Below are 17,553 nucleotides of genomic sequence, written 5' to 3' on the forward strand. Positions count from 1 at the left end.
TTTTTCCAGTTCTTGACTATTTAGTTCAAAACAATTACTTTTCCATCTAATTACCACACCTATAAATGAGCTAATAAATTAAATTCACCATAAAAGTTTGAAATTCCTTTTAATTAGACAAAAAATGCATTACTTCATATTCTAAAGTAATGCATTTTTAAGAACTACTATTTCTCTTTTATTGGATCAACAGCAAACCAGTCCGACATTGATAGATTTGTCGTTTTATCTTCCCAATCTTCAATTGCTAAATCTGATGGATCGAATTCTAAATCTCTCGTTTTATTTTGAGCAGTTTGCTGATTATCTATTTGATTAGTGTTCCTACCATTTTCAGAGTGTTGCGCTGCACCTGTAGTTGACATAATGATATTATTTTCAATTGTTTGATATACCGATTCATCCGATTCATTTTGATCAGCTTGATTTGTACCTTGAATTGAACTTCTTTGTTTTTTTTGAGTAGATCTAGATTGCTTTTGATTACTTTCTGATTTAATTGAATCTTCAATATCCTCAAACAGATTTGTTGATTTTCCCCCTTTATCTTTGTCGTGATTATTAATATGTAGTTTGTTTGTCAATTCTTCTGAAAACTCCGCTACATTATTTTTAAAATCATCAACCCATTCACCATAATTCACATGAAAATTGCTATTTTTCTCATGATGCTCACTTTGAAATTTATTGTTTGAATCATTCTCATTATTCATCAACGTAAATGTGGTTTTTAACTCTTTTTCAAGATTTACAATCTGACTGTCAAAATGATGTAATTGTTTTTTTAAATGCTCCATATTAGACTCGATTTCATCAATACGCTTGTTAACTTTATGCATATTTTTTTGGTGTTCATTGCGTTTTAAATCGAATTGTTCTAACAGTTTATCAAAAGAAAGATCCATAATACTCACCTTATTTCATTTTTTATTTAGTATGCCAAAGTTGAACTGAAAAAAATAAAGATATTTAGTGATAAAAAAGAACAACTGCATGAACAGTTGTTCTTTTTTATTATTTAACAGGCGTTTTTGGGATATACCATTTAATTGCACCTAATCGTACAAGTAGGTAATTATTCTTTTCTCCTATAGTTAGGAGTAAATATTTTAATTTTATTACCTAATTAACAAACACTTATATTTGCTGAAGTTGAGTATAACTAGGTCAATATTGAACAAAAATAAGTTTACCGTTTATAACTTTCTTTTCATCCTGATTTGTAGCAACTACTGAAAAATGTAGTCTGCTTGCTTCTAATTCAACAAGTGTTGCTTTTAATGTAATGATATCATTTATAAATACCATGTTTTTAAATCGAATAGAATAGTCTTCAATAAAACCATCTTCATAATAATCCGAAAATAGTTTCGATAAATTTCCCATTGTCCACATGCCATGAGCGATTACACCAGGTAGTCCAGCTTTTTTAGCTTCATCATCGATTGTATGGATTGGATTAAAATCTCCTGAAGCTCCTGCATATTTTATTAAATCAATTCTAGATACTGGTTTTAGTACTACTGGTTCTAAAGAATCTCCAATTTTTAAATTTGTAAGAACTGTCATACTGTTAACACCTTCCTTACTTCTTCACTAATAATCACGACAGATTTAGTGGTGAAAATAAGATTTCCTTCCAAATCTTCCCCATTGTCAGAAAGAACTAAAAAACCCATATTACCAAAATTCCCTTTTTTCTCAAAGTAATCTTTTATTTCAGTAAAACACTTCACTTTTTCACCAACTAAAAGTGGTCTTTTGTAATGAAAGTTTTGTTCGCCGTGGATTAATCCTACATTTGGCAAATGAAAATTTTCAATCTCCCCATATTCAAACACTCTAGGAAATGTTGGTGGTGCAATATTTTGTCCATATCTGGAATTTTTGCCGTATTCTTCGTCAACAAAAATTGGATGTAAGTCACCTATTGCTTCTGCGAACTTTTTCACAGCACCTCGTTCAACGGTATTAATGACTCCTTTAGAGCGTTCTCCAATAAATGATTTAAACATATTAATCACCCCATTATAGAAATTACGATTTTGGCCCACCAGCAACATAGAGCACTTGTCCATTTACATATGATGATTTTTCATCTGCAAAAAATGCAACTGCGTTCGCTATATCTTCAGGTTTTCCAGTTCTTCCAGCAGGTATCTGACTTAAACTTGCTTCAATCAACTGTTCAAAAGAAATACCAATTCGACTAGCTGTTTCTCTTGTCATTTCAGTCTCAATAAATCCAGGTGCTACGGCATTCGTTGTAATACCATATTTCCCTAGTTCAATTGCCAGAGTCTTCGTTAATCCTTGAAGTCCCGCCTTTGCTGTCGCATAATTTGCTTGACCACGATTTCCAAGCGCAGATGTAGAGGAAATATTAATGATTCTACCATATTGTTGTTTAACCATATATGCTTGAGCAGCACGAACAACATTAAAAGAACCTTTTAAATGCACGTCCATAACTGCTTGCCAATCTGAATCTGTCATTTTAAATAATAAATTATCACGGATCACACCAGCATTATTTACAACAATATCAATTGAACCAAATCTCTCGTTTACTTCTTTCATGGCCTCTTCCACTTCATTTGCTTCAACTACATTGGCAATTTTAGTGTAAATCTCATATTGCTTAAATTCTTCAGCTGTCTGGCTAATCGCTTCTTTATTCACATCGATAATAGCTACCTTTGCGCCTTCACTAGCAAATAACTCAACTATGTCTTTACCAATTCCACGACTACCTCCTGTTATAAATGCTACTTTTCCTTCGAATCTTCCTGTCATTTTTCTTCACTCCTTACTTAAAATGGTTCATTAAACGAATTGGCCTACTTTTACATGTCCTTTTAAAAGATTTCTTGAGATGATTAAACGTTGAATTTCATCCGTGCCATCATAAATTCGCCATAGTCTTGCTTCACGATACCATCTTTCAATTGGTAGTTCTTTTGTGTAACCAATTCCGCCATGAATTTGAAGTACACGGTCGACTACTCTATTTCCCATATTTGATCCATATAATTTCGCAACTGAAGCTAAATGTCGATTATCTTCACCTTGGTCTAAAGTAAATGCTGCATTTAAAACTAGCCATCTTGCTGCTTCTATTTCAACAGCAGAATCTGCAATTTGCCACTGTATTGCTTGTCGTTCTGCAATTGGCTTTCCAAATGTTTCTCTTTCCTTTGAATAATCAATAGCCATTTGTAATAATCTTTCTGCAGCTCCAACAGCTTGTGCTCCTACGATCCATCTAGCAAAACCAATCCATTCAAGACCTAGGTTATATCCACCGTTTAATTCACCTAAAATATTTTCTTCAGGCACACGGACAATGTCAAAAACTAATCCCGCTGGCCCCCATTCGCCCATTGTATGAATATACTCAGATTTCCAGCCCATTTCTCGATCGACAATAAAGCACGTTACGCCATCTCTACCAGCTGTTTTTTGATGTTTTTCTTTATCTGTAATTGCAATAGCCATAACAAAATCTGCCTCATTACCACCTGTAATAAATGTTTTCTCTCCATTTAAAATCCATTCATTTCCAACTTTAACAGCAGTCATTTTAATATTTTGAGTGTCAGACCCTGCATTAGGTTCTGTCATTGCAAAACAAGATTTTTTTTCACCATTAATTGTAGGGATCAAGTATTTTTGCTTTTGCTCATCATTAGCATAAAATAGAATATTATCAGCGAAACCACCAAATCTAAAAGGAACAAATGTTTTTGCCACTTCCATATAAATAATCGCAAGCATCATTTGCCCTAAATCAGCTCCACCGTATTCTGCAGGTGTATTAATACCCCAGAAGCCAGCCTCTTTTGCTTTTAGCTGAAGCTCTCTTATCTTTTCCGAATCTAGACTAGGTCTACCTTCTCTTTCATTTCGAAGAACTTCATTTTCTAATGGAATTAATTCCTTCTCAACAAATTTTCGGATTGTTTTTTGAATCATTCGTTGCTCATCAGTCAAGCGTAAATGCATTTAAATTCCTCCGTTTCGTATTTGTTAACATCGACTTATTAAATAATTCCTTAAATTAGTTTTTAGGATCTAAAATTACCTTCCCCACTGTTTTTCTTGCTTGCAAAATTGTATGAACATTTGCAGCTTCACTAAGTGGAAATACTTCTCCAATCGTAATTTGCAACTTACCATTTGCTACATAAGTAAATAACTCTTCTAAACTATCTTTTATTAGTTCAGTTCTTCTCAATAATGGTGGTAGGAAAAATCCAATAACTGATTGATTTTTTTCCATTAAAGATGATGGGTAAAACTTACTTTGTTGTCCACTTGCTACTCCATAAATGATTAATCTTCCAAAGTAGGCTAAGCATTTTAATGTTTTATAAAAAACATCTCCACCAGCCATTTCAAGTGCTACATCAACACCTTTTCCGTCTGTAGCTTCAAGAACCTTTTCTTCCCAGCCTTCTTCTGTATAGTTGATTAATACATCAGCTCCCATTTGTTTCGCAAGCTTTAGCTTTTCTTCAGTACTTGCTGTTGCTATCACTTTTTTAGCTCCGAAAATCTTCGCTAGTTGGACTGCCAATGTGCCAACACCGCCCGCTGCTGCATGAATTAATACCGTTTCACCCGGTTTTAACATGCCCATCGTTTTTAAAATATGATAAGCACTCAATCCTTGTACTGGTAATGCTGCAGCTATTTTAAAATCTAATTCGTCAGGTAGAATTATGATAGAGCGTTCATCAGAAATGGCAAACTCCGCATAGCCACCTGATTCGATCATCGTAACAACTCGTTCTCCAGGTTTTACAGTCGTTACGTTTTCTCCAATTTCAACTACAATTCCAGCTACTTCTGCACCAGGTATATACGGTAAATATGTTTTTACTACATATTGACCTTCTCTTCTAGCCGTATCAGCATAATTTACAGCCGAAGCGTATACTTCAATCAATACTTCTCTACCATTTGGGGTTGGTTTCTCTAGTTCAACCCTCTCTAATACTTCAGGTCCACCAAATTGTTTAAATTGAATTGCTTTCATTTTCTACCTCCATAAATGTTATTTTCCAACAAAGGATGGTTTTCTTTTTTCCTTAAATGCCGCTACTCCCTCTTGATGGTCTTCTGATGTTATCATTAAAGGTTGAGTAATTCTTTCTAGTTCAAGCATTTCATCTAATGTAGATGTGAATGATTGATTAATTAATTTTTTCATCATTCCATTTGCTCTTCCCGGTCCAGCTGCAATCTTAGCAGCAAATTTTTTAGTTTCTTCTATTAATTCTTCAGATGAAACCAATAAGTTAACTACACCTAATTGATGCATCCTTTCACCCGAAACTGGTTCTGCAGTAAAAAAGAGTTGTTTGGCTAAATGAGGGCCAATTATTCTTGGCAAGAAATATGAACCACCACCATCTGAAATCAAACCAACTTGCGAAAAACTAAGAGCGAATTTACTATCGTCTGAAGCTATAATTAAGTCACAAGCCAATGCCAAATTAAATCCAGCTCCGGCAGCAAATCCATGAACTGAGGCAATAACTGGTTTTTCACAATCTCTAATCGCTTTAATACAATTATTTAGAACACCTATATGTTCATAAACTTCAGTTGCGGTCGCCTTCCCCATTGTTTTAACATCGCCACCAGCACAAAATGAACGACCAGCTCCTGAAATAATAATCGCTTTAATCTGCGAATTACTCCCTGCAGCTTTAAGTGCGTCAATCAATCCATTCAACATCTCTAAATCAAAAGAATTCAGACTTTCTGGTCTATTTAATTTAAGTGATAGTATACGGTCTTTCACATCAATAATTAACGAACCATTTGACATATCGATCGCTCCTTTTATTTCAATCTAGTTAAATGCTACATTATGACTTAGTGTAATTAACGATTTTGCAAATTTATCAAATTGAGCAAAGCGTTGGTCATTTGTTTGTCCCAATTTATACCTGTAAAAAATTTGCTGAACAATTACAGCTAATTTGAAATAGGCAAATGCTAAATAAAAATTAATTTTAGTAACGTCTCTACCACTCTTTTTCGCATATTCATTTATAAATTCATTTCTCGTCATAAACCCATTACAAATTGTAACTGGCGGATTTCCAAGACCGAATTTTAGTAAATCAGGATCATCCTCCTGAATCCAATAACTCATTGCAACTCCTAAATCAGCAAGTGGATCCCCAATCGTAGTCATCTCCCAATCGAATAAACCAATCATCTCTTTTAAATCATGACTAAACATTGAATTATTTAGTTTAAAGTCATAATGAATAATTGTTGATTCATGTTTTTTTGGTACTTGTATTTGAAGCCAGTTCATCAGTTGTTCAACTTCTTTAATATCACTTGTTTTTGCTCGATTATATCTAGAAATCCAACCACTAACTTGTCTTTCCATAAAATTTTCAGGTTTACTTATTTCTAAGAGATTTGTTTTTTGATAGTCAATTGAATGCAATTCAACTAATTTATTAACCATTATGTTTGAAATAAAAGCACATTCCTGTTCAGTTACTTTAAGATGTTCAGGAAAAGCAGTATCAAATACTTCTCCAAGTTTTCGTTCCATAATAAAAAATGGACTCCCAACAATTGATTCATCCTCAGAAAAAATAATTGGTTTAGGTGCAGCAGAAAAATGAGGATGAATTTCTGTTAAAATTCTAAATTCTCTTTTCATATCATGCGCTTTAGGTGCAACTGGTCCATGAGGGGGTCTTCTAAGTACCGCTTCCCACTTACCTACTTTTAGTAAATAGGTTAAATTTGAATGTCCCGCAGAAAATTGACGAATTGTTAATTCACCAGAAGGTAGGTCCATTAAGTTTTCTACCAAAAAGTTATGTAAAACTGAAAGGTTTAACTCTTCACCTTTTCTCACTTGTATTGTTTCAAGTTCAAGTTTTTCTGCCATATCAGCCCTCCGTTATTAAGAAAATTCAGATTATTAATCTCGTAAATGGTTATTCAATTGAACTCTAAAAATTTCTGGTATTTCTTCACTTCGTTGCTCTTTAAAATTAAAGTAAACAATGATGGCATTTCCTTTTGCTATTAATTGGTCTGATTCTCCACATTTAATCTCATGCTCAAGGTGAAAACTCTTGCTTCCAACCTTTGTAATATACGTTGAAACAGTTAGTTTCTGATTAAAGTGTCCTTGATTAATAAAATCACATTTTGTAGAAGCTAATATAAAATTCCAATCTTGTAATTTCATTCCATATCCAAGAGATTGGAAAAATTTTATTCGTGCTTCCTCTAGATAGATAAAATAACTTGTATTATTTATATGACCTAGTGCATCCGTTTCACAAAACCTTGCTGTTATCGTAAATTGTTCCATTTTATCCACTACCTTTCTATTAAAATAGAAAATCAAATGATAAAATACTAACTAGTCGGTATGTAATATAGTATGGAATAATGTAGGAGAGTATTACATCTCCCACACTCAATTCTCGATTCCTTTAAAGACCATCTCTGTAAATATCTTTGCTAACTCATAGTCATTCTTGCTACCGGCTGGATTAAACCATTGATAACTCCAATTTGTTATACCTAAAATTCCAAATGTAATTAATGGAACATCTAAATCAGATCGTAAATCTCCATTTTCAATACCTTCTTTTAATAATCTTTCAATATTGAAACGATATTGATCTCTTTTTGGATCAATTTTTTCAAGGCTTTCAGGATTTAAATGTCTCATCTCTCTAAAAAAAACTTTAGCGCTTGCACCTTGTTTTTTTATATCAAGTAATGAAAGATGGATTATATCAAGTAACTTATCTTTAAAACTCTTGGAATCATCATATAAAATAACTTCTTGTTTACTTAATAAATCATCAATATATCGTAAATGGATCTCCTTTAATAACTCTTCTTTACTCGAAAAATAATAATAAAAAGTTCCTTTAGTGACTCCTATTGATTCGACGATATCCTGTATGGAAGTTACTGTGAATCCTTTTTTATCAAATAAATGGATAGCATGTTCTGTTATTTTTTCTTTCATGGGATGTCCTCGCAATCTAAAATTTCAATAGAATTATACCATATTTCCTTTTTTACAATTTCTTTTTAACTGAATATTTAAGAATTTAATGAAAAAGGTGCGATTTTTCATAATTAGTAAATGGCAGTCCCATGTTAAATCCTATTTTTATTATTTATAGATTATACGATTTGTTCAATCAACCTATTTAAACAGTTTTTGAACTTTCCGATTCTCTAAGCGCTCTTCTTAAGATTTTGCCTATATTTGTTTTTGGAAGTTGATCACGAAATTCAATTTGACGCGGTATTTTATACGTTGCTAAATTTCTCTGGCAAAATTCCAAAATATCAGCTTCTGTTGCTGCTTTATCTGATTTCAGTACAAGAACTGCTTTAACTGTTTCTCCTCGATATTCGTCTGGTACCCCAATTACTACAGCTTCTTGTACACTCGGATGCTCGTATAAAATTTCTTCAATTTCTCTAGGATAAATATTAAAACCACTTGCAATAATCATATCCTTCTTTCGATCAACAATCGTGACATATCCTTCTTCATCTACTGAAGCTATATCACCTGTAAATAGCCATCCATCTTTTAATGTATGGGCAGTTTCTTCTGGCATATTCCAATAGCCTTTCATAATTTGGGGACCTTTAACGATTAACTCACCAACTTCTCCAGTTGGAACTTCTAATTGACCTGTGGCTAAATCCACAATTTTATATTCAGTTGAAGGTAAACCAAAACCTACAGTACCAGGTTTTTTCTCAGCAAAGGCAGGGTTACAATGAGTTGTTGGAGATGCTTCAGATAAGCCGTAACCTTCCAAAATGGTAGCTCCTGTTTTTTGTTCAAACTGATGTAATAATTCGACTGGCATTGGTGCACTTCCACTATTGCAAACCTTTATTGAATCAATTCCATATTTCTCCGCTTCAGGATGATTAATAATCGCTACATACATTGTCGGGACTCCCGGAAAAAGTGTAGGCTTTTCATTTTTAATCGTTGTTAAAACTTCCATTATGTCAAAGCGCGGAAGTATAATTAGTTCATTTGCCATATAGATACAAAAATTCATGCTTATGTTCATTCCATATACATGAAAAAAAGGAATTACTGATAAACTACGCTCTTTACCAACTTCTATGCTTCCTTTAAAAAACTCTTTTGATTGCATGATGTTTGCTAAAAGGTTCTCATGCGTAAGCATTACGCCTTTAGATCTACCTGTTGTACCTCCTGTATATTGGAGTACTGCAATATCTTCTTTTGCATCGATTTCTACTGGAACTACATCCCCATTTCCTTCTCTTAAGAAATGTTCAAAAAGTGAATCTGATCCAAATGTTTCTTCTGTCTGAGATAAATTTACAACAATAATGTTTTGAAGTTTTGTTTGATTTTGAATTGATTTTACAATTGGATATAAACTAGCTAGTACTACAATTGTCTCTGCACCTGAGTCTTTAATAAGATGAAGCAACTCACGCTCAACAGACATAGGATTAATTTGAGTTACAATTGCTCCGACTGTTAATATTCCATAATATGAAATGATATATTGCGGACAATTAGGAAGCATAATTGCGACCCTGTCCCCTTTTTGAATACCATTTACTTGCAAAGAAGAAGCAAATGCATTGACTGATGAATACAGCTCTTTGTATGTAAATTTTTTATGATAAAATGTCATGCTTGTATGATTTGGGTATTGTTCTGATGACTCTTTTAATATTTGGGGAATTGATTTATTAGGAATGATAATTTCGGGTGAAATACCCTCAGGATAATGAGAATGCCAAGATTTAATAGAATTCATTTTTATAACCTCCAATGTTTATAAAAAACTTAATCTCAAAAAATCTTTTATTTCGTTTAGCATGAGTAACATCTAGAAGATAATTCCGCCCCCATCTACCGGTAATGTCACCCCGGTGATAAACGATGCTTCATCTGATGCTAAAAATAAAGCAGCTGATGCTACTTCTTCTGGATTACCAATTCGTCCAAGTGCATTTGCTTTAGATATGATAGGCCATCTACGTTCATCATTTCGCCAAAAATCTATTATACTCGTATCAATAATACCCGGAGCGATGGCATTTACTCTAACGTTGAACTTCCCGTACTCCAATGCAGCATTTTGAGTTAATAGTACGACACCACCTTTAGAAGCATTGTACGCACTTACGAACTTTTTCCCTTTTAAACCTAATAAACTTGAAGTATTAATAATCACTCCACTTCCAGACTTCATTAACTCAGGAATAGCATATTTAATACCTAGGTAGACACTTTTCAAATTAATATTCATAACTAAGTCCCATTCAGACTCGTCCAGATCGACACTTCGTACTTCTGAATTACTTATACCAGCATTGTTCATTAAAATATGAATGGCTCCAAAGTGATTAACTGTTTCATTAATTAAATTTTGGATACTTTTGCTGTTTCCAACATCTGTTTTTATGAATATCGCTTCTCCATTTTTCTCTTTAATTCTCGCAACTGTTTCTTCACCTGTCTCCTCATTAATATCAGACACAACCACTTTCGAGCCTTCATTAGCAAATCGAATTGCGGTTGCTCTTCCGATTCCACCGCCACCACCTGTAATTACTGATACTTTATTTTGTAGCCTCATTTTTTCCTCCTAGTTTAAAAGGACTAATAGAAAATTATTTTTCAACCGGTGTTAATAATTTTGAAGATTGATATTTTCGAAGTTCTAATTTCGCAAGTTGTGCGCGATGAACTTCATCAGGTCCATCCGCTAATCTTAAAGTCCTTGCATTTGCCCATTGCGCTGCCAAAGTAAAATCATTTGAAACACCTGCAGCACCAAAAGCTTGAATTGCTCGATCAATCACTCGAAGTGCCATAGAAGGAGCAACTACTTTAATCATCGCAATTTCTGATTTAGCTTCTTTATTTCCTACAGTATCCATCATAAATGCTGCCTTTAAAGTTAATAATCTAGCTTGTTCAATTTCAATTCGTGAATTAGCAATCCATTCTTGAACAACACCTTGATTAGCGATTGGTTTACCGAAAGCTACACGATTTTGTACACGCTTACATAACTCTTCTAGTGCTCGCTCTGCCGCTCCAATCAATCTCATACAATGATGGATTCTGCCAGGACCTAAGCGACCTTGAGCAATAGCAAACCCTTTCCCTTCACCCCAAATAATATGACTCTTTGGAACTTTTACATTATTAAATGTAATTTCAGCGTGTCCATGTGGTGCATGATCATAACCAAAAACAGGAAGCATTCTTTCGATTTTTACTCCTGGTGTATTTAAAGGGACAAGAATCATAGATTGCTGTTCATGACGACTTGCATTAGGATTTGTTTTTCCCATAACAATTGCAATTTTGCAACGAGGATCTCCTGCTCCAGACGACCACCATTTTCTTGCATTAATGTTATAGTAATCTCCATCACTTTCAATACTAGCTTCAATATTTGTTGCATCTGAAGAAGCAACTTCAGGCTCAGTCATTGAGAAACACGAGCGGATTTCTCCATTTAATAAAGGAGTTAGCCATTGACTTTTTTGCTCCTCCGTACCATATCTTTCTAGTACTTCCATGTTTCCAGTATCAGGTGCACTACAATTAAATACTTCTGGACCAATTAGTGAGCGACCCATTATTTCACACAATGGTGCATATTCTAAATTTGTTAAACCAGCTCCATATTTACTTTGTGGTAAAAATAAATTCCAAAGTCCTTCTTGCTTCGCTTTTGCTTTTAATTCTTCAATAATTGGTGGTATATCACTCCATCGTGATTCTTGTTCGTTTAATTGCTTTTCAAATAGTTCTTCATTCGAATACACATAGTTCTCCATAAATTTTGTTAGTTTTTGTTGTAGTTCTTGAACTTTTGGTGAATATAAAAAATCCATGAAATCAAATCCCTTCATTAACATACTAACTAGTTGGTATAAGAGTAATAGAATGCTATCTAATGTCTGGTTCTACTTTTAGCATATTATTCGCATTTCTAACACATAGTCCATTTTCAAATATTGGAACAACTTTAAATTGACTTTTAAGACTTACAAATTTCAATTCATCTTCAAATCCATAATCGAGAAGCATTTTGCCTACACTTGATTCTGCTAATATCTCAAACTCTTTATCTAAATTACTAGAATAAAATAAATGTGCAGCTTTAGCAGCATCAGTATATTCAAGCTCAATTGAAGAGCTCAGTAGACAATCGATAAAATAACCAGCTCCGTAAAAATCCTCCATATTAAACTTCCCAGATGATCCTGAACAAATTAAGATAATTGATTCATCCTTATAATTCGATACAAGATGATGGGCTACTGATTTACTATTTAGTATAGAAGCAGCATACACTTTTTTTGCGTATTGGGATTTTTTAAGAGCAATAGTCCCATTAGTAGTAGATAAAATAATCGTTTTACCTGAAACGACATCTTTTAAAGCCATCGGATTCGGTGCAAGAAAGCCATCAATTGTCTTCCCTTGATATTCACCTATAAGTATCGTTTTACTCGGATCTTTACTTTGTCCATATTTTAAGGCTTCTTCCTCATTAAGAACTGGTATAACTTCTTTCGCACCGAATTCAAGCGCAGCTGTAATCGTTGAAGTTGCTAATAGTACATCAAAAACGACAACGATTTTATTATCAGTTAGTTGTTGTTCATCAATTTCTTCTTTTCTCATTAAAAGATGTATTTTCCCCATCTTATAGCTCCTTTTTTATTGAAAGTGAAGTTTAGGAATAATTACATTATCGATGCTCCACCATCAACTACAATCGTTGCACCTGTAACATAGTCAGAAGCTGGAGCTGCTAAAAAAAGGGCCGCACCTTTTAAGTCATTATCACTGCCAAACTTTTTAAGCGGTGTTACTTCTAGCAATTCTTTTTCACTTTGTGCAATGACGTCTTTTGACATTTTAGTAGGAAAAAATCCAGGTGCAATTGCATTAACATTTACGCCGCGAGATCCCCATTTTACAGCTAAATCTCTTGTAAAACTTAATACCGCGCCTTTACTCGCACTGTAACCGACTGCATTTAAATGGTTAGGATTTGTTCCTTGAATACCTGCTATTGAAGCTATATTAATTATTTTACCTGAGTTTTGCTCTAACATAATTTTGCCTACTTCTTGGGACATAAGAAATGTCCCAGTCACATTGACATTCATCACTTTTTGCCAAGCTTCGAGTGGCATCTCCTCTGCTGGTGCGCCCCATGATGCACCACTGTTATTGACTAAAATATCAATTCGTCCAAATTTTTCTTTTGTTTCTTGAACTACTCTCTGTACATCTTCACGTTTCGTAACATCACATTTTAAAGCTAAAGATTCTACACCAATATTTTTTAATTCTTCACTGACTTCTTTACAGGCTTCTTCATTTCGTGAGCAAACAACGACATTTGCACCTGCTTCTGCAAATCCTTTTGCAATTTGCTCTCCAAGTCCTCTTCCGCCACCTGTTACAATCGCAACCTTACCAGTCAAGTCAAATAATTGTTTTACGTGCATTCCTCTTACCTCCTAAAAAGTTACATATTAAATAATATGTTGTGATCACTTAAACATACGTATTAAGATACTAACCAGTCGGTATGTTCATTACTTAAATCATACATAATTAATTCAGAATATTCAATAAAAAATATAAAATTCAATTTTTGCTTTTATTAATCACAATATTATTTTTTAACAAAGCCTTATTAATAGTAAGCTCTGATCCTTTATTGATTAAAATTCGCCGAATATGTTTACTATCTGTGAATTAAAAATAAAATAATTCATACATTCAAAAAGGATATATTTAATGCCAAGAGGATTTAATGAGCTAAACAAAGAACATATTAAAATAGAAATTTTTAAAGCATTGAAAGAAGTTATTCAGCACACTAGGACTTATTCGTTTAATTGAATAACAATGACATGGATAATTTGGAGGTACAAATGAAAGAAAATAACAAAACGCTTATATTAATCGGATTAATGATTGGTGTGATCTTTTCTGAGTTGGATGAGACTGTTGTATCAACCGCTATGCCAACGATTATTAGAGATTTAGGTGGATTACCATTATACGGATGGGTTGGAGGAGTTTATATGCTCTCTATGACTTCTTTTATGGCCATCCTTGGAAAATTAGCAGATTTATACGGACGCAAACGAATTTACTTAGTTAGTATGGCACTATTCATAGGAGGTTCTATTATTAGTGGAACCGCTCATTCAATGGAAGTTTTATTAATTGGACGTGGGATTCAAGGAATCGGTGCTGGTGGATTGATGCCACTTGCGATGATTATTTTCGGTGATAGTTTCCCTGTTGAACAACGTGCAAAAATCCAAGGAATTTTCGGTGCTGTCATGTTTATCCCGCAATTACTTGGACCACTTATAGGTGGCTATTTTGTACAGCATATTTCATGGCACTGGATTTTCTTAGTAAATATTCCCGTAGGAGTACTTGCGGCAATACTTTTAGCATTCGGATTAAACGAAACAAAAGTAGATCGAAAAATTAGTATCGATTGGTTTGGTGGTATTTTACTAGTAACGACACTCATCAGTTATTTACTTACTCCTGTACTTCATCAAACCGAAGGATATTCATGGAATGAACCTCAAATGATTGGACTATTAGTATTAGGTACGATTTTACTCTGCATATTCATTTTTGTTGAATCAAAAGCAAAAGAACCAATTATTCCATTACATTTATTTAAGAATCGAAATTTCATCGTGATTTCAGCTTTAGTATTCGTATTTATACTTTCAATAATGGGTTCCCTATCTTCATTCCCATTTTTCACACAAAATGTCCTTGGACTTACTCCAACTGAATCTGGATATTTAAATCTTCCAATCATGGTAGGTGCGATCGGTGCAAGTGTAATTGCTGGTCGATTAATGAATAAATTACCTTATCGTACGATTTATATTGTATCATTTATTATTCCTATTATAGGATTTTATTTACTATCAGGTATTAATGCGCATACATCAATCATTACATTTATTATTTATTTCATCATACTTGGTTTTGGATTTGGAGCATTGTTTAACAACGCATTAATAATACAGGAGTCTGTTGATAAAGAGCATGTTGGTATTGCACAATCATCGGTTACACTATTTCAATCAATAGGAATGACAATTGGTTTTAGTCTTTTCGGTTCTCTACTTGCATCTAAAATCTCATCTGGGATGAAATCGTTAGCTAGTAATCTTTCAATGGATCAGCTAATTCAAATCAAAAAAATTGAAAATGGTATGATTCCCAAAAATCTTGATCCTGCATTACTCGAAAACGTAAAAACAGTTTTTGTCCATTCGTTTCAACAATTGTATTGGGTATCATTCGCCCTAGCAATCATTTCATTCTTAATTTGTTGGGGACTGAAAAAAGAGATATTAATCAAAAAAGATGAAGAAAATGAAGTAAAAGAAGTTACTACACTTTAATTTTCAACATGATGGCTTATAATTGCTTATATTTAAATAAAGGCTTTCTTTTTATGAGTATTTTTATAGTCATGTTTATGGTAAGAATTCAATCAATCATTAAAGAAGTTGATTAGAGTGGGAGATTCGGGACACCTGAGACTCTCCCAAGGCTCAAAGCGCTAGAGGATCAGCGCACTCTCCATTAAAAAAGCGAACATCCATATTTTTTTTCAGAGCCAAAAAAAATAAGACCATTCCAATACGGAATGGTTTTTTTATGCAATCATGTACAGTTACCTACTATATGGTTCATTACATCAGTCAATGATTTTTCTGCCATTGAAGATAATCTTAAGCTATAATTTTCGAATGCCAAATGTGATGTTACACTATTTGGAACAATTACACATCGTAATCCAGCCTCTCTAGCTGCAATAAGTCCATTTAGTGAATCTTCAAATGCGATTGCTTCAGACGCAGTTACTCCTAATTCCTCAATTGCTTTACAATACAATTCTGGATTTGGCTTCACATTACTTACATCTTCTCTTGTTTTAATTACACTAAAGTATTCATATATGTTTAACTTTTTTAAGAAGCCCTCTACCCATTCTCTTGATGAGCTTGATGCTAAACCTATGATTAATCCGGCCTCTTTCGCGGTAATTAAATAGTCCTCTACATTTTCACGTAATGCTGGTTCATCGAGCTTTGTCTTCACTAATTTTTCTACTGAGCTTTCAATCAGATCTCTTTCAAACGGTATCTTTATATTTTGCTTAAGATAATCATAAAGAATGTCGTCATGTGTACCAATTACTTCTGAGAATTTTTCTAAAGATAAATCAAATTCATACTCTAACAATACTTCTCTATATGCATCAAACCATACAGATTCTGTATCAACAATTAATCCATCAAAATCAAAAATAATTGCTTTTATCAATTCTACACCTCATTCATAATCGTCTTAAAACGTACTAATTTCGTCTAATGTATCTAATATTTCGGTTTTTATTTCTGAATTATTTTGCTTTAGTCGATAGTTAAGACTTCTTAAGAAGTGTTTTGTATTAATCTTTATATTAAAGTCGAGTAAATAATCTCCTGTCAGCTTATACTCTTTAAATCGATGACACCATAATATGAAGTCTTGATTTGATACTATTTTACGATCCAAAATTGACATAACAGCTGTAACTAAGCGCTCATCTTCCTCGCAAGTATATACATTCATACTTTCCATTACACGCTCTTGAATAATAGTTAGTACTGTCAGTAAATCCCTCCGATTGGATTCATGAGATTTTGCTATTTCATCTAAACAATCTGCTAGATGTGCAACAGAATGTGCCCAACCCTTTCCTTCAACATAACCACGAATATCTTTTTCATTTTTAGCATATTGGAAAACTCTTTCCTTTATATAACCAAAATCAGTAGAAAATAAAAATGGCTTTTCAAAGTGTTTTAATAGAATCACACTAATGATTAGTATCGAAAACGATCTTGTAAAAACAGAATCCGTATTCTCTTCTCCTAATCCATAAAATAAATGATCATCGTCAACAGTGATCAATAAAAAGTTTCTTAACTGTTCATTCGTATATATATCAGTTAGAATCCATTTTGAGAACACTATATAGATTAAATCATCACGTAAATACGGATCAGTTGTACCAATTAAGCGCAACATTGACTTTGCTAATTCATTCGTATTTTCACCAGTTGGCACATTAAATTTGTTTTCAATTATTCCTTTTAGCTTTCCGACTAACATTTTTTCTTTTTCCATCATTAACACCTTTTCAATCTTATTTTTATTCTTATTTTACCACAGCATGATTTCGACTTCAGAATATTAAATATGATTCTATTATTCCGATAATTCATGGTAGAGTAATAGCTGTTAAGAAAAACTATGCTAGAATTTAAATTATTTAAAGAGGTATATCATGTCACTTAGCTCATTACATAAAAATGTAAATGATTAATAGATAAAGAAAAAGAGCCCGACGGCTCTTTCAGACTGAAATTTAATATTTTATGGAC

The 17,553-nt window shown here is 33.2% G+C and carries 18 protein-coding genes; 1 reads left to right on the forward strand and 17 read right to left on the reverse strand.

Annotated elements, in window-relative coordinates; translation table 11 throughout:
* Positions 1–167: 167 nt before the first annotated feature.
* The 15 genes from B7R65_RS01540 to B7R65_RS01610 all read right to left on the reverse strand — a co-directional run bounded on the left by B7R65_RS01540 (position 168) and on the right by B7R65_RS01610 (position 13,572).
* On the reverse strand, positions 168–905 hold the full coding sequence (locus B7R65_RS01540) for a hypothetical protein (protein WP_088040988.1): 738 nt from the start codon (positions 903–905) through the stop codon (positions 168–170).
* Positions 906–1,167: 262 nt separating this feature from the next.
* Entirely contained in the window at positions 1,168–1,569 is a 402-nt protein-coding gene (locus B7R65_RS01545) for a MaoC/PaaZ C-terminal domain-containing protein (RefSeq protein ID WP_088040989.1), read from the reverse strand.
* Complete coding sequence (locus B7R65_RS01550; RefSeq protein WP_088040990.1) at positions 1,566–2,015, reverse strand: MaoC family dehydratase N-terminal domain-containing protein; 450 nt, start codon at positions 2,013–2,015, stop codon at positions 1,566–1,568. Before B7R65_RS01550 ends, B7R65_RS01545 begins: the two co-directional genes overlap by 4 nt.
* Positions 2,016–2,037: 22 nt before the next feature.
* Positions 2,038–2,796, reverse strand: a complete 759-nt coding sequence (fabG, locus tag B7R65_RS01555; RefSeq protein WP_088040991.1) for a 3-oxoacyl-ACP reductase FabG — start codon at positions 2,794–2,796, stop codon at positions 2,038–2,040.
* A gap of 30 nt (positions 2,797–2,826) precedes the next feature.
* The gene (locus tag B7R65_RS01560) at positions 2,827–4,005 is read right to left on the reverse strand and encodes an acyl-CoA dehydrogenase family protein (RefSeq protein WP_088040992.1); all 1,179 of its coding nucleotides are present in this window, start codon (positions 4,003–4,005) and stop codon (positions 2,827–2,829) included.
* 55 nt (positions 4,006–4,060) lie between these two features.
* A complete protein-coding gene (locus B7R65_RS01565; protein WP_088040993.1) occupies positions 4,061–5,041 on the reverse strand; it encodes a quinone oxidoreductase family protein in 981 nt (326 codons plus the stop codon).
* An 18-nt stretch (positions 5,042–5,059) separates the two neighbouring features.
* The gene (locus B7R65_RS01570; protein WP_088040994.1) at positions 5,060–5,839 is read right to left on the reverse strand and encodes an enoyl-CoA hydratase/isomerase family protein; all 780 of its coding nucleotides are present in this window, start codon (positions 5,837–5,839) and stop codon (positions 5,060–5,062) included.
* Between the two features lie 24 nt (positions 5,840–5,863).
* Positions 5,864–6,931, reverse strand: a complete 1,068-nt coding sequence (locus B7R65_RS01575; RefSeq protein WP_088040995.1) for a phosphotransferase family protein — start codon at positions 6,929–6,931, stop codon at positions 5,864–5,866.
* A 33-nt stretch (positions 6,932–6,964) separates the two neighbouring features.
* Positions 6,965–7,363 carry an acyl-CoA thioesterase gene (locus tag B7R65_RS01580; protein WP_088040996.1) on the reverse strand — a complete coding sequence of 133 codons (399 nt, stop codon included), beginning with the start codon at positions 7,361–7,363 and terminating at the stop codon, positions 6,965–6,967.
* Between the two features lie 108 nt (positions 7,364–7,471).
* A complete protein-coding gene (locus B7R65_RS01585; protein ID WP_088040997.1) occupies positions 7,472–8,035 on the reverse strand; it encodes a TetR/AcrR family transcriptional regulator in 564 nt (187 codons plus the stop codon).
* Between the two features lie 187 nt (positions 8,036–8,222).
* Positions 8,223–9,842: a long-chain-fatty-acid--CoA ligase gene (locus tag B7R65_RS01590; protein WP_088040998.1), complete on the reverse strand. Its 1,620-nt coding sequence runs from the start codon at positions 9,840–9,842 to the stop codon at positions 8,223–8,225.
* A gap of 72 nt (positions 9,843–9,914) precedes the next feature.
* Entirely contained in the window at positions 9,915–10,667 is a 753-nt protein-coding gene (locus B7R65_RS01595; RefSeq protein ID WP_088040999.1) for an SDR family NAD(P)-dependent oxidoreductase, read from the reverse strand.
* Between the two features lie 34 nt (positions 10,668–10,701).
* The gene (locus tag B7R65_RS01600; protein ID WP_088041000.1) at positions 10,702–11,940 is read right to left on the reverse strand and encodes an acyl-CoA dehydrogenase; all 1,239 of its coding nucleotides are present in this window, start codon (positions 11,938–11,940) and stop codon (positions 10,702–10,704) included.
* Between the two features lie 55 nt (positions 11,941–11,995).
* Complete coding sequence (locus B7R65_RS01605; protein ID WP_088041001.1) at positions 11,996–12,757, reverse strand: 2-phosphosulfolactate phosphatase; 762 nt, start codon at positions 12,755–12,757, stop codon at positions 11,996–11,998.
* Positions 12,758–12,798: 41 nt separating this feature from the next.
* Positions 12,799–13,572 (reverse strand): SDR family oxidoreductase, encoded by a 774-nt coding sequence (locus tag B7R65_RS01610; protein WP_088041002.1) that lies wholly within the window; start codon positions 13,570–13,572, stop codon positions 12,799–12,801.
* A 432-nt stretch (positions 13,573–14,004) separates the two neighbouring features.
* Here B7R65_RS01610 and B7R65_RS01615 point away from each other — a divergent pair, with 432 nt between their 5' ends.
* Positions 14,005–15,519, forward strand: coding sequence for an MDR family MFS transporter (locus B7R65_RS01615; protein ID WP_256941115.1), 1,515 nt, complete (start codon positions 14,005–14,007; stop codon positions 15,517–15,519).
* A gap of 265 nt (positions 15,520–15,784) precedes the next feature.
* Here B7R65_RS01615 and B7R65_RS01620 read toward each other — a convergent pair whose 3' ends face one another.
* A complete protein-coding gene (locus tag B7R65_RS01620; protein ID WP_142288187.1) occupies positions 15,785–16,444 on the reverse strand; it encodes an HAD family hydrolase in 660 nt (219 codons plus the stop codon).
* Between the two features lie 27 nt (positions 16,445–16,471).
* The gene (locus B7R65_RS01625; RefSeq protein WP_179194731.1) at positions 16,472–17,296 is read right to left on the reverse strand and encodes a DUF2785 domain-containing protein; all 825 of its coding nucleotides are present in this window, start codon (positions 17,294–17,296) and stop codon (positions 16,472–16,474) included.
* Positions 17,297–17,553: the final 257 nt, after the last annotated feature.

This window comes from Bacillus sp. EAC (assembly GCF_002156875.1).
Taxonomy (GTDB): Bacteria; Bacillota; Bacilli; order Bacillales; family Bacillaceae_G; genus Gottfriedia.

Coding starts and splice junctions, on each gene's coding strand:
- B7R65_RS01565 (WP_088040993.1), bottom strand. CDS start 5,041: ATGAAAGCAATTCAATTTAAACAATTTGGTGGACCTGAAGTATTAGAG.
- B7R65_RS01560 (WP_088040992.1), bottom strand. CDS start 4,005: ATGCATTTACGCTTGACTGATGAGCAACGAATGATTCAAAAAACAATC.
- B7R65_RS01610 (WP_088041002.1), bottom strand. CDS start 13,572: ATGCACGTAAAACAATTATTTGACTTGACTGGTAAGGTTGCGATTGTA.
- B7R65_RS01590 (WP_088040998.1), bottom strand. CDS start 9,842: ATGAATTCTATTAAATCTTGGCATTCTCATTATCCTGAGGGTATTTCA.
- B7R65_RS01575 (WP_088040995.1), bottom strand. CDS start 6,931: ATGGCAGAAAAACTTGAACTTGAAACAATACAAGTGAGAAAAGGTGAA.
- B7R65_RS01545 (WP_088040989.1), bottom strand. CDS start 1,569: ATGACAGTTCTTACAAATTTAAAAATTGGAGATTCTTTAGAACCAGTA.
- B7R65_RS01580 (WP_088040996.1), bottom strand. CDS start 7,363: ATGGAACAATTTACGATAACAGCAAGGTTTTGTGAAACGGATGCACTA.
- fabG (WP_088040991.1), bottom strand. CDS start 2,796: ATGACAGGAAGATTCGAAGGAAAAGTAGCATTTATAACAGGAGGTAGT.
- B7R65_RS01625 (WP_179194731.1), bottom strand. CDS start 17,296: ATGGAAAAAGAAAAAATGTTAGTCGGAAAGCTAAAAGGAATAATTGAA.
- B7R65_RS01540 (WP_088040988.1), bottom strand. CDS start 905: ATGGATCTTTCTTTTGATAAACTGTTAGAACAATTCGATTTAAAACGC.
- B7R65_RS01595 (WP_088040999.1), bottom strand. CDS start 10,667: ATGAGGCTACAAAATAAAGTATCAGTAATTACAGGTGGTGGCGGTGGA.
- B7R65_RS01605 (WP_088041001.1), bottom strand. CDS start 12,757: ATGGGGAAAATACATCTTTTAATGAGAAAAGAAGAAATTGATGAACAA.
- B7R65_RS01600 (WP_088041000.1), bottom strand. CDS start 11,940: ATGGATTTTTTATATTCACCAAAAGTTCAAGAACTACAACAAAAACTA.
- B7R65_RS01585 (WP_088040997.1), bottom strand. CDS start 8,035: ATGAAAGAAAAAATAACAGAACATGCTATCCATTTATTTGATAAAAAA.
- B7R65_RS01615 (WP_256941115.1), top strand. CDS start 14,005: ATGAAAGAAAATAACAAAACGCTTATATTAATCGGATTAATGATTGGT.
- B7R65_RS01570 (WP_088040994.1), bottom strand. CDS start 5,839: ATGTCAAATGGTTCGTTAATTATTGATGTGAAAGACCGTATACTATCA.
- B7R65_RS01550 (WP_088040990.1), bottom strand. CDS start 2,015: ATGTTTAAATCATTTATTGGAGAACGCTCTAAAGGAGTCATTAATACC.